Origin of the sequence: Paraflavisolibacter caeni, assembly GCF_025628885.1 — a bacterium.
In the GTDB taxonomy this organism is placed as follows: domain Bacteria; phylum Bacteroidota; class Bacteroidia; order Chitinophagales; family Chitinophagaceae; genus Flavisolibacter; species Flavisolibacter caeni.
Genome location: NZ_JAOTIF010000017.1, coordinates 47,226 through 60,125, shown reverse-complemented (window position 1 = coordinate 60,125; position 12,900 = coordinate 47,226). Strand labels below are relative to the sequence as shown.

Sequence of the window (12,900 nt, the reverse complement as noted above, 5' to 3'; positions counted from 1 at the left end):
TACGACCCCTAAGTAATAATACTAATATTTTCCTACTAGGAATAATAAACAGACAATAGGCCAAAGCCTTATGTATGCGGCCAAGATGATGCCACAGTTTGGATGTTTGTAACCTTTTGAGTTAGTATTTTGCCAACAAATCTTAGAAGCCCTGTAACACAGGGCTGTACATAATTTAAAAAGTCAGGACTTATTGAAATGATAGGAATCTGCCTGCCGGGTTGGAGTCAATACCAGGTCGTTAATACAAACATGAGGAGGCAGTGTGGCCGTATAGTAAATAACAGATGCCACATCTTCACCTGTGAGGGGTTGATAGCCTTCATACACTTTTTTAGCAGATGCTTCATCTCCTTTGAAACGTACAATTGAAAACTCGGTTTCAACAGCTCCGGGGTGAATAGCGGTAACTTTAATATGGTGTTGCAACAAATCGATGCGCATAGCCTTGGAAAGAGCATCAACGGCGTGCTTACTGGCGCAGTAGGCATTTCCTTTTTCATATACTTCCTTGCCAGCAATGGAGCCGATGTTGATGATGTGGCCGCTTTTCTGTTTGATCATCAAAGGGGTCACAGCTTTTGAAACATAGAGTAGCCCTTTAACATTCGTATCAATCATGGTATCCCAGTCATCAAGAGAAGCATTTTCAAAAGAGTCGCGGCCTAATGCAAGGCCTGCATTATTGATTAAAATATCTATACTTTTCCAGTCCTCAGGAAGACTTTCAATCGCATCAAAAACGTGTTGACGGTTGCGTACATCAAAAGGCAGTGAAATTATAGTAACGCCGTATTTATTTACGAGTTTTTCTTTAAGAGCTTCCAGCCTGTCTAATCTGCGACCATTCAAAATCAACTTATATTGATTAGCAGCGAATTGAATTGCGCAGGCTTCGCCAATACCTGAAGTAGCACCGGTAATCAAAACTGTTTTTTGCACTGAGGATAGTTTATTGTTTAGAGATTGTTTACGATCTTGGATACAAATGTAACCTAGAGTTTTATTCCAATTGGAACTGATCTTTCCAGCTTTTACCGGATCAGCGTTACTGTTCCTTTTGCAGAAAAATCTTTACCTGTATAATCAACGCCTTTTACAACCCAAACATAGGTACCAGAAGCCTGATACTGACCATCGATCCTTCCATCCCAGCCTTTGCCGTTTTCATTTGTGCTAAATACCAGTTCGCCCCATCGGTTGAACACACGGAAAAATTCTATCCGGCTCATCCCGACTGCTATTGGACGGAATACATCATTAATGTTATCTCCATTGGGGGTAAAGGCCGAAGGAACAAAAATTCTCGGATCCGTTTGAAATATACGCACCTGAACATAAGCAGTATCGGTGCATCCTGTGGCATCCCGCACTACAACCTGATAGCGTATACTTTCCAAACTGCCATCATAAAGAGCTACCGGGTCTGGAATCTTCGGATTGCTTAATGCTGTTGCCGGATTCCAACTGTAGTCTACTCCCCCTGTTGCTTTCAATTGTACTTTCTGACCAACGACGACAGCTGTATCACCGCCGGCATAGGCCACCACTTCCGGCAAAACTGTTACTAAAACAGTGTCCCGGCCAGGCTTAGGGCAGCCTTGGTCATCAAAAGCTGTTAGCACAAATGGTGTACTGCGCATTGGACGAGCAACCGGCCTTAATGTAGTAGCATCAGTCAATAATACCTGTGGAGACCAATTAAAGGTCTTCCCAATGATGCTTCCCTGTAACTGGGCGAATGAATTGAAACAAATTACAGTATCTGGCCCGGCATTAGCTACAGGATATGGAACTACATTTACTACAACATTATCAGTCGCAGAACAACGTCCGATAAATGCAGTAAGCTGATAGGTTGTTGAAACAGAAGGTGCTGCCCATGGAGATAAGGCTGATGGATTGCTGATATTATCTACCGGACTCCATTGAAAACGCAGGCCGTCAGTAACAGCACTCAATTGCACTCTGTCGGTTGCACAAATGGTGGTATCGGCCATACCTCTAAGGCTAACAAAATCAACCACACGAACCTGCACAGAATCTGTGTTCACGCAGCCGTCATCATCCAACGTAACAACAAAGCTTGCAGTAACCGCAGGTTTTACTGTTGGCGTTGCCGTATTTGCATTTGAGATATTAGCAGTAGATGTCCAGCTAAAATTTCCAGTGCCTGAAGCTACCAACTGTAGTTGATCCCCATTGCAAATCAGCGTATCTCTGAATTTAAGGCCGATCAGAGGCTTGTCGTAAATATCTACGGTCTTATATGTAGTATCGGTGCAACCATTAGAATTGGAAGCAATCAGGCGAATATTTTTAGGCCCGGTCTGTGTAAAGGTGTAAGTAGGGTTTTGTTGTGTCGAGACATCATTTGTTGTATTCAGATCTCCAAAGTCCCACTCCCATGCATTCACCGTGCCATAAGTAGTTGTTGTTTTATCCAGGAATGTAGTTGGTCTATTCAGACATTGTCCCTGGATTTCCATATTTGGATTAAAGAAAGGATATACATTCACCTTTGTAGTAGCAGAATCGCCACAAGGCTCACCACGGTTGATCACCAACTTCACGTTGTAAGTTCCGGCACTTGCATACGTATGGGTTGCAGAAATATTGGTTGAAGAAGTGCCATCACCAAAGTCCCAGAAGTAGGTTTTATTCAGCGGCGAGTTATTCTCGTTTAAGAAAGAAGCTGACAGGCTTTTGCAATAGCTATAGGAAGGCCTTAGCTGAGCACCGGCAAAATCGCAATCCTCAACATTCACTATAAAATCTTTACGATGAACACCAATGAGTTTTCCTTGCCGGTATTCGCTGATGCAAACACAGATCACATAATCTCCTTCTTCCGGAGCGACGCCTGAAATGAGACCGGTTTTGGGATCAATTATAACAGTAGGCCCCATTGGTGAACTACTGTTAAAGCCATTAATGTAAGGTACAGACCCATAAGGTGGTGGTGCGGGGTTTACATTGGTGGCACTGCGTGTAGCACCGCCATTATAGGCCTCACAGAAAGAATACACCAATTCGTCAGTTCCGTCTGGTTCATCAGCTCGGAAGTCCAGTTGAAATGGCTTTCCATGGCAAATGGGAGAAACGCCTATGAAAAATTTAGGGCTGCTATTATTTTGCCCGGAAGGCAATTGATTTTTACCAGGAATGGAACAAGCATAAGTGGAACCGGTGCCGTCGCCTTGTGAAGGTATATTAAAAACATTGGTAAGCCCGTTGACACGGCAGCATGTTTGGTAAACTGCAGTATAGCCATTGTTATTCTCTGGCAGATCGACAGTAAATATATACTCAGCAATATGATATTCCAATACAGGAGGGTTGACCACACAAGGTGGTGTATTGCCAACAGGCACTTCTACTTCACTGGTTTTCAGAATATCGAAATACCTTCCATCTGAAGGATATTGCCGATTGTCATCATTATTGAAAATGCCTATAAATACATTTGGTGGCATACCTGCACAAGGAGGCACGCAATGTTGGTCACGAAAAAGGCGTAATGTAATACGATACTTTTTGGTACCGGCAGTTGAACCTGCACCTACATACTCATAAATCATCTCTCCACCTACAATATGCGATGCATTTGCACCCAAACAGGGCAAAAGAAAGATTAGTAGAATGAAGATTCTTAACATTGGTTTCGTATCGTTTATTTACATAAACAGCTGGATTTCAACCTGTAACTCAAGAGCTGCCACTTAGTTGAACAAACTCCTTCAACAGCAGATTGCTCTTATCCTCCTCTTCGCGCATGCCCATATGACCAGAGTTTTCCATGATGTACACCTGTGAAATACCAGGCAAATGCGTTTGTTGCAGTCCGTCCTGGAGCGGCACTGCAGCATCGTGTTTACCTAATACGAATAATACGGGGATTTTATTTTGTCTCAGGACATGAGTCCGGTCAGGCCGTCTAATCATAGACTCATAATAAGCAATCAAAGCTGCTTTAGAAAATTCCTTTAACGATTGCAGATGCGCTTCTATCAGTTCCGGGCTGAACTCCTTTGTACCTGGACTATACATATTGGGTATAGCTGTTTTCAAGAATTCGAAGGCTCCATGCTTCTGTACAAAATCGATTCCTTTTCTGCGTGTGTCTTTTTTTTCCTCCGTGTCAGCAAATGCTGTCGAATGAAACAGTCCGAAAGCCGCCAGGTCATCAAAATATTTTTCAGCATAAGCAAGGGTAATATAGCCCCCCATACTATGGCCGATCATGATGGCAGGATTGGAATTTGATTGCGTTTTTTGCTCTGTTTTTATTATTTCCCTAATGGCATCGGCCAATCCTTCCATGCTCATATCTGCTATTATTTCTGATTGGCCGCTTCCAGGAAGATCAGGAATAATCAGTGTATTATTGGGAAATATATCAAACTGCGGTGTCCAAACAATCCCATCTTCACCAAAGCCATGCAGCAATACGACCAATGGACCTTCGCCCTGAATGCGATAAACCAACCTTTTGCTATGGTAGCTAATCTCTTTCTGATGCATCATAAAACAGTTTTGGCATGCCACGGTTTTAAAACCATATTATGTCATTAACAAAGTTCAGGAAGAAAAAAGACAACTCCGATTGATAAGAGCTAAAAAGCCTTTTTAACGTTCTTACCTGAAAGACGCCAACTACGCAGGAGTATTAAAGCTACTAAAGGTAATAATGCATTATTCATTTCCTGCGGGAGAAAGCCCCAGGCTGCTGCCAATAAAATTGTTATCCAGAAAACAACCTTGTAATACTTGCTTACCCACTCTTTCTTGAGGTGTACAAAAAAAGCTATTACCACATGTGTTGGCAAAGCCCATAACAAGTTAAAATTATTCTGGCAAACAACATGATCGGTACCAAACCACATAAACAAGAGCAGAATCCCTGTAAGGCCTAAAATAAAAAAGAAGAGGAAGTCAAACACCTGCAATGCAGCTGTAGCCCAGTTTGCTTTAATAAAAGTCAAAGCAGAAACCAATACAAGCAATAAAGTAAAAACAATTGCCGGTTTGAACAGCGAGCCCTTATTAAGCGGAGAAGGCATTGACAAAATAGTTTGCGGCTTTGATGTCAAAGGCAGCTTTCCTATGGAGGCACTATCGCCAAGAGCGGCTCTATCAAATCCTTGTAAGAGGTAATCCGGCAAGAACATTGCCTGTTGATTCGTCACCCGATGATCTAGTTTGGCCCCGAGCAAAATATCGATGCCTAGTTTGCTCCAGTATTGCCCTCCCCGGTCTAAGTAGGAATGAATCATATCCCGGAAGGTGGGCACATCTTTGGGTAGAATATTTCGGAAAATAACAGCAGGTATTGTGTTACGGGCTACAATATCTCTCGCCCTTGTGGTACAATTGTCAAACAGAAAATCATAGCGGTAATACCTGTTCTCTGGTCTTGAATTTGTCTGAAGGGCAGTGTATAGTTCCTGCTTTTCCTGGCAATCAAGTTGTAATACCTGCTCTTGAATACTACGGCTTTCCCATTGATACTGAGCAACAAAATCATTAAAGTTCTCTACTGACAAATAATAAAGCAACTTACCCCGGATAAACTGAATATAAAAGTCTGAACCGAACTCAAAGGTTCCATAATTGAACACATAATCAGTACCAGCAATACTATCAGTTACCCGCAATGCCGTATGACCAAAAGTAGAATACAATTCTTCGCCAGGAGCACAAGTGAGCAGGCTAATACGCAAATGGCAGGATTGGGAAAATGAAGTATTGAATATATAAAATGTAAAATATAGAAAGAGAAACAGCTTTTTCAATGCAAAGTTTTTTAAAGGTGGAAAGATAGTGGGGAATTACGAATGATTCGAATACCGAATCATGTATGAAGATGGTTAAGCTTTGGCAAGTATTGACGGTACTGTTCTCTTCTCTTTTCTGGTGTGAGGCTTCCCCATTGTTCAGCAAGGGGCGAAGGGGAATAAAGGGTTATCGATTTTATTGGGCGTTGTTTTCCACTTTTTTCTGTAAACAAGAAACTACGCATGCGCGGACCGCTTTTCTGGGTAATCTTCATTTTGCTGGCTCGGTCGGCTTCTTTTAACACCCTGAGTGTGAGTGTTTCTGCATTTACCTTCCCGGAACTGCTGGTAAAAAACAGGGTATCAATTGCAGGATTATTGTCCAATACATCGATGATATAAATGTTTGGCTCTATGTTTTGCAATGCTGTATCCATGGCGCTGCCAGTAGTTTCGCAGGCAAAGATGGCATCAGACATAGCCAGTTTCAGATCGTCCAGCAACTTCATTCTTTCTTTTATGGCTTCCGTTGATCGGTTAAAAGAAAAGGAACGATTATATATGATGCCTAAATCTTTCCAGAAGTTGTTGTCAATGCTGCCATAAAAAAAGTCAACATCGGTAGGCCGTAAACGGCCAAAAGCCTCGCGAACAAGCACGCTGGGGAAGGTGCCAATAAGCAAACAAGTAGCCCCAGGCGGCGTATAGAGGCCTTGTTTAATATAGCGGTGTTCAACACGCATATGGCCAATCACACCCCTAGCCCCTAAAGGGGAATCTGCGCTTCAAATCCTTATTAAATAATTTTTAAAAAGGCTTTGCAGCATAGCCCTCCCCTTTAGGGGCGGGGGTGTGAGGTGGGTTTTATTTTCTTGAGTAGTTGGGAGCTTCCCTTGTAATTTCCACGTCGTGTGCATGGCTTTCGCGCATACCGGCATTTGTAATCTTTACAAAGCGGGCTTGCTGGAGCTCGTCAATGTTTCTAGCACCACAATAGCCCATACCGGCACGGAGGCCGCCTACATATTGATAAACGATCTCTTTCAACATGCCTTTGTAAGCCACACGGCCTTCAATACCTTCCGGTACATATTTCTTTACATCTGCTTCAGGATCCTGGAAGTACCGGTCGCTGCTGCCTGTTGACATGGCGCCTAAAGACCCCATTCCACGGTATTCCTTAAACTTACGTCCCTCGTATATAATGGTGTCGCCCGGGCTTTCTTCCGTACCAGCAAAGATGCTACCCATCATCACACAATCAGCACCGGCAGCAAGAGCTTTCACCATATCGCCAGTGTAACGGATACCACCATCAGCGATCAAAGGGATACCAGCTTTAGACAGAACGGAATGCGCTTCCATCACAGCCGTTAACTGGGGCACGCCAGCACCGGCTACAATGCGGGTGGTACAGATAGACCCAGGACCAATACCTACTTTCACAGCATCGGCACCAGCATCAACGAGCGCCTTGGCGCCTGAGGCCGTTGCGATATTACCTGCAATCAGGTTGATATGTTTGAAGTTCTTTTTCACATTCTTCACAGAATCTAATATTCCCTTGGAGTGGCCATGGGCACTATCCAAACAAATTACATCTACCCCTACGCTTTGCAAAGCGGCAACACGGTCCAGCAAATCGCGTGTAACGCCTACAGCTGCGCCCACCAACAAACGGCCAAAAGAATCTTTAACAGCATTGGGAAAGCTGTATAGCTTCAGAATGTCGCGGTAGGTAATCAGGCCGATCAGCCTGCCAGACTTATCAACCACTGGCAGCTTTTCGATCTTGTGCTTTTGGAGGGTCGCTTCAGCCATTTTCAGGTTGGTACCTTCGGGAGCGGTGATAAGGTTTTCCTTTGTCATTACCTCGCTTACCTTCCGGTGTCCGTCTGCTTCAAAACGAAGGTCACGGTTGGTAATAATACCGGCAAGAGTTCCGTTACCATCAGTAACAGGGATACCGCCTATTTTATTTTCGCGCATCAAACGCAGGGCATCACCAATGGTAGCCTCGGTTGTAAGTGTTATAGGATCCAGGATCATTCCGCTTTCACTGCGTTTTACTCTTCGTACCTGGTCGGCTTGTTTTTCAATACTCATGTTCTTGTGCAGAACGCCAATGCCACCTTCGCGTGCAAGGGCAATAGCGAGGGACGCTTCTGTTACCGTATCCATTGCCGAAGAGAGCATGGGAACATTAAGTGTAATGTCTTTAGTAAGACGGGTTTTAATATCAACGTCGCGAGGCAGGATTTCCGAATAAGCCGGAACCAGCAGTACATCATCGAACGTTAAACCTTCTAATTGGATTTTTTCTGAGGAGGTATTTTTTTCTGCCATGTGCAAAGGTAAGGGTATTATAGGACTATATCAGCCTGTACATCTTTCCGGGCAGGGCTTGTATTAGATTTTGGAGTTCGAGGTTTAGGATGGCGGCGGCGATAGAGGAGCTACTGAGACCGCTGCGCAGGTTGATCTCGTCGATATGTACCATTTCTTTTTCCTGCAGTAGTTGGACCAGTTGGTGTTCCTCGGGAGAAAGTTCTGCGAAGAGCTCAGGTTGCCGTGGAGTATTATCTTTTTTCTTCTCCTCCCAGCCCATTATCTGCAACAATTGTTTGGCATCAGTCAGCAGAATGGCTTTATTGAATTGTATCAGGTAATTACAACCCTTGCTCTTAGAATCATCTACCCTACCCGGCAATGCAAAAACATCGCGGTTATAGGAATCGGCAAGCTTGGCCGTGATCATGCTCCCACCTTTTACGGCAGTTTCAACTACAACTGTGGCGTCGGCCAGACCGGCAACAATGCGGTTACGCAGGGGAAAATTATGTTTATCGGGCTTGGTTTCACTAAAGAACTCCGAAATAATCCCTCCCTCCTGTTGCACCATTTCCTTAGCCAGGCTTTTATTTTCGGAAGGATAAATAATATCCAATCCATGACCAACAGCACCTACGGTAGGCTGCCCATATTTTAATGCAGCCTTGTGTGCTATAGCATCAATGCCAAAGGCAAGGCCGCTGACAACCAGCACATTTACCTCAGCAAGGTCCCTGACCAACTTTTCAGTAAAGTTTTTGCCGTATTCTGTATTGTTTCTTGTACCAACAATAGAAATGATCCGCGGAGCATTCAGGTTTGCTTTTCCTTTATAAAACAAAAGGGCAGGAGCATCGTAACAGTTAAGCAAGCGTTGTGGATAATCCTTGTCGTTTAGAAATAGGGTTTTAATCTTATATTTCTCTATAAAACCAATTTCTTTCTCCGCTCTTGCAAAATCTTTAAATGCCTTAATGCTATTGGCCCGTATAGAACCAATACCCTCAATACTTTCCAGGGTTGAAACTTTAGCTTTGAAGACAGAAGAGGCTTCGCCCAAATGCTGGATCAGTACTTTCGATTGTACATCACCGATATTTGGAACAAGCGTCAGCGCTAGTTGGTAAAGCAGTTCGGAGTTCAGAGTTTTGGTTTTAGATACCGAAAGATATAAAACCTTTTCTTTTTATTTACCAACAATTTTTAACTCTGTCCTCCTGTTTTGTGCGCGCCCTTCGTCAGTTGTATTGTCTGCAATGGGTTGGGTGGCTCCAAAACCTTTGGCAACCAGGCGCTTGCTTTCAATGCCTTTGCCGATCAGGTAATTCACAACTGCTTTTGCCCGGTTTTCTGAAAGCTTAAGATTATCGGTAGCATTACCAATATTATCAGTATGCCCTTCCAGCTGGATCTTAACACTAGGATTTTCTTGCAGTAATTGCACCACTTTATCCAGTTCTGCCTGTGATTGAGGCTCGAGGTCATATTTATTGAAGTCAAAGAATATATTCTTCAATACCACCGACGCATTTACTTCTATTGGTTGCAGTGGTATATCTTTCTTGTAAGTAGAATCCGGAATTTTATTGACCAGCGCATAATTATCCGAATAGAATAAATATCCACGGCGGGCGACATTGAATGCATAATCTTTACCTACTGGCAAGGTGATCAAATAATCACCGTTTTCATCGGTTTGTACCTTTGAAATGGTTTGTTTCGATGCCAGGTCGATCAATTCTACACTGGATGGAAGGCCGGCACTGGTTTTCTTGTCATACACTTTTCCCTTTACCCACAGTGTTTTTGCCGGACGGATATCAGGCCTCAGCTCAAAACTGTATATATCAAGCATGCCTTTACCCTGGCTGCGGTCGCTGGCATAGAAAGCCGTTTTACCATCTGCCGCAATGAACAAAGAACCTTCTTCATTTACTGTGTTGATGGGATAGCCTAAGTTTTTTGGCGTACTCCATTTTCCATCAGTCCCTTTGTGGGACACAAACAGATCTTCCTTACCATAGCCGGGCCAACCTGTTGAAGTAAAATAGAGTGTCTGGTTATCGGCATGAATAAAGGGACTGAATTCATTACCAGAGGTATTGATCTGGGGCCCTAAATTCTCTGGTTCACTCCAGCGGCCATTGGCCTGGAGATGAGAAACATAAATGTCGGCACCGCCAAGGCCTCCGGGGCGATGACTACTGAAATAGAGGTCTCTTTTGTCTGGAGAAAGGCATGGCTGGGAATCCCACTGTTCCGAATTGACCTTGCTTCCCAGATTGACAGCTTCACTCCAGCCGCTGGTTGTTTTATAAGAAATATAAATATCACAACTGCCATTACCGTCTGGGCGATTACACCCGGTAAAGACAAGCCATTGGCCATCCTGCGAGATCATTTGAGCGCCCTCATTTTGAGGCGTGTTGATACTACCAGTCAACCTGTGAGCAGGCCTCCAGGTACCATGGTCGTTTTCACTTAAAAAGAACTCTTCATTGAAATTATTCAGCCGCCTGGTGAATACGAGCCCACTTCCATCAATGGGCATGGAAGGAAAATACTCTGCTTCTGCAGAATTAATATTGTCGCCCATGTTTACAGGATTGAACACATAATCTTTATATGGATTGTTGCGTGCATAATCGATGGCAAACTGATAAGTGTTACGACGGTATTCGGCAGCCTTCCTTGTATTGGCTCCAAGATTAGGTCTTGACAGCAGGGCATTGACAGTATTCAAAGCTTTCTCAAACTGTCCCATTGCCGCAAGATTGATCGAATAAGGCAAACGTAGGTCAGATGTAAAGTTCGAATCTAGCGCGAAAGCCTTCTCATATGTAGCGGCACTTTGCTCATGATCCTTTAATTCGCCAAATACGCCGGCCAAAGAAAGATAGGCTTCAATATAACGCGGTTCTCTCTTTATAGCTTCCTGGAAGGATGCTATGGCTTCTTTATAATTGCCGCTCTGGGCTTTTTCAAGACCTTTATTGTAGACTTCAACAGTCTTCTTATTGATCTTAGAAGGATCGTATTGGGCAGAAGCATATGAAATGGAAAATATCAAACATAAAATGCAAATTGTACAACGCAAAGGGTGCAGTTTCTCCATTGGATGAAGTTAATAAATGATGATTCGGGTACGCCAATTGAAGCACCGAATTTAACGTTTACGCAAAACTTGCACCATAATCTTTCTAGGGTACGTTGATATATTTATGTATTTGCAGTGAAAGTTGCCACTGAGGGTGGTCTTTGATATAGTCAATGATGAGCGGAGTAACAGCCTCTCTCTTTCCCCATTCAGGTTGAAGGAATAATTTACAGGAAGGCGGAACAAGGACTGCATGTTTTTCGGCCCAGTCGAAATCGGATTTATTAAAAACAACGACTTTCAGTTCGCTTGCATGTTGCAGCACCTCGAGTAGCGGGGCTTTGAACTTTTTGGGAGAAACTGTGATCCAGTCCCAGGTACCTGATAGAGGTGAGCTACCAGAAGTTTCCATGTGTGTCCTCAGACCAGCAGCCTTCAAAGCCTTGGTCAGTTCTGTCAGGTCATGCATCAGTGGTTCGCCGCCGGTAATCACTACTATTTGTGAGGGTGTTTTCGTTACTTCATTGACTAGGAAGTCAATACTGCGCAATGGATGCCGGCCGGCTTCCCAACTATCTTTTACATCGCACCATACACAGCCAACATCACAGCCACCGAGCCTAATGAAATATGCGGCCTTTCCCTGGTGCACCCCTTCCCCCTGTATGGTGTAGAAGTGTTCCATTACAGGCAGCATTTGAGTATTATATAAAGTTGAAGTTGTAGTTTTCATTTCTAAATTCACAAAATCCATGTTCACCAATTCACGAGTTAACAATTCAAAAGATTTTAATCATAATTCCTTTTAACACAGGAGTGGTATGTATTCTTCAGCAGAGCTGCAATGGTCATCGGGCCTACACCGCCGGGTACAGGAGTAATAAACGAACATTTTGGCGCTACGTTCTTGTAATCTACATCACCTTTCAAAGCAAAGCCAGATTTCTTTGACGGGTCCACAACACGCGTAATACCCACATCTATCACAACAGCTCCTTCTTTTACCATTTCTGCTGTTACAAATTCAGGCCTGCCTAAGGCTGCCACAATTATATCACCCGAGCGGCAAATCTCTTCCAGGTTCTTTGTATGGGAATGGCAAACTGTAACGGTACAATTGCCAGGGTAACCAGAACCGCTCAGCAATATACTCATTGGTCGGCCTACAATATGGCTGCGGCCAATGACAACGGCGTGTTTACCTTTGGTTTCCACCTTATAGTGTTCCAGCAGCAACATAATTCCATAAGGAGTTGCCGGAATAAATGTAGGCTGGCCAAGCACCATTCGTCCTACATTGCTAGGATGAAATCCATCTACATCCTTATCTGGATCAATGGCATTGATTATTTCCTGTTCAGAAATATGTTTAGGGAGAGGTAGCTGAACAAGAATACCATCAATATCCTCGTCGTTATTCAGGTCACGGATAATATCCAATAATTTCAATGAAGTAATAGACTCTTCGGCACGGACCAGCGTAGATTTGAATCCAACTTCTTCACAGGCTTTTACTTTGGCTGCTACATAAGTTTCGCTAGCGCCGTTATTGCCCACCAGGATGGCAGCGAGGTGAGGCACTTTCTTTCCTTCTGCTAATAACTGGGCTACATTAAGCTTCAAGGCATCCTTTATAGATTGTGACGCTTCTTTACCATTTAAGATTTGCATGGCGCAAAGGTAAGATTCCTTAAT

Annotated in this window: 10 protein-coding genes; all 10 read right to left on the bottom strand. The window is 43.6% G+C overall.

What is annotated here, in order from left to right:
* Positions 1 to 183: 183 nt before the first annotated feature.
* Entirely contained in the window at positions 184 to 942 is a 759-nt protein-coding gene (locus tag OCK74_RS18155) for an SDR family NAD(P)-dependent oxidoreductase (RefSeq protein ID WP_279298490.1), read from the bottom strand.
* A gap of 92 nt (positions 943 to 1,034) precedes the next feature.
* Positions 1,035 to 3,659 (bottom strand): PKD domain-containing protein, encoded by a 2,625-nt coding sequence (locus OCK74_RS18150; RefSeq protein ID WP_279298489.1) that lies wholly within the window; start codon positions 3,657 to 3,659, stop codon positions 1,035 to 1,037.
* 49 nt (positions 3,660 to 3,708) lie between these two features.
* The gene (locus tag OCK74_RS18145) at positions 3,709 to 4,527 is read right to left on the bottom strand and encodes an alpha/beta fold hydrolase (RefSeq protein ID WP_279298488.1); all 819 of its coding nucleotides are present in this window, start codon (positions 4,525 to 4,527) and stop codon (positions 3,709 to 3,711) included.
* 89 nt (positions 4,528 to 4,616) lie between these two features.
* Positions 4,617 to 5,795, bottom strand: coding sequence for an Lnb N-terminal periplasmic domain-containing protein (locus OCK74_RS18140; protein ID WP_279298487.1), 1,179 nt, complete (start codon positions 5,793 to 5,795; stop codon positions 4,617 to 4,619).
* A gap of 59 nt (positions 5,796 to 5,854) precedes the next feature.
* Complete coding sequence (locus tag OCK74_RS18135) at positions 5,855 to 6,520, bottom strand: hypothetical protein (protein WP_279298486.1); 666 nt, start codon at positions 6,518 to 6,520, stop codon at positions 5,855 to 5,857.
* Positions 6,521 to 6,641: 121 nt separating this feature from the next.
* A complete protein-coding gene (gene guaB / locus OCK74_RS18130) occupies positions 6,642 to 8,123 on the bottom strand; it encodes an IMP dehydrogenase (RefSeq protein ID WP_279298485.1) in 1,482 nt (493 codons plus the stop codon).
* A 25-nt stretch (positions 8,124 to 8,148) separates the two neighbouring features.
* Positions 8,149 to 9,168, bottom strand: a complete 1,020-nt coding sequence (gene dprA, locus OCK74_RS18125) for a DNA-processing protein DprA (protein ID WP_279298484.1) — start codon at positions 9,166 to 9,168, stop codon at positions 8,149 to 8,151.
* A 126-nt stretch (positions 9,169 to 9,294) separates the two neighbouring features.
* On the bottom strand, positions 9,295 to 11,223 hold the full coding sequence (locus OCK74_RS18120) for an OmpA family protein (RefSeq protein ID WP_279298483.1): 1,929 nt from the start codon (positions 11,221 to 11,223) through the stop codon (positions 9,295 to 9,297).
* Between the two features lie 85 nt (positions 11,224 to 11,308).
* On the bottom strand, positions 11,309 to 11,959 hold the full coding sequence (locus OCK74_RS18115) for a 7-carboxy-7-deazaguanine synthase QueE (RefSeq protein ID WP_279298482.1): 651 nt from the start codon (positions 11,957 to 11,959) through the stop codon (positions 11,309 to 11,311).
* A 35-nt stretch (positions 11,960 to 11,994) separates the two neighbouring features.
* Positions 11,995 to 12,876: a bifunctional methylenetetrahydrofolate dehydrogenase/methenyltetrahydrofolate cyclohydrolase FolD gene (gene folD, locus OCK74_RS18110; protein WP_279298481.1), complete on the bottom strand. Its 882-nt coding sequence runs from the start codon at positions 12,874 to 12,876 to the stop codon at positions 11,995 to 11,997.
* Positions 12,877 to 12,900 lie beyond the last annotated feature (24 nt).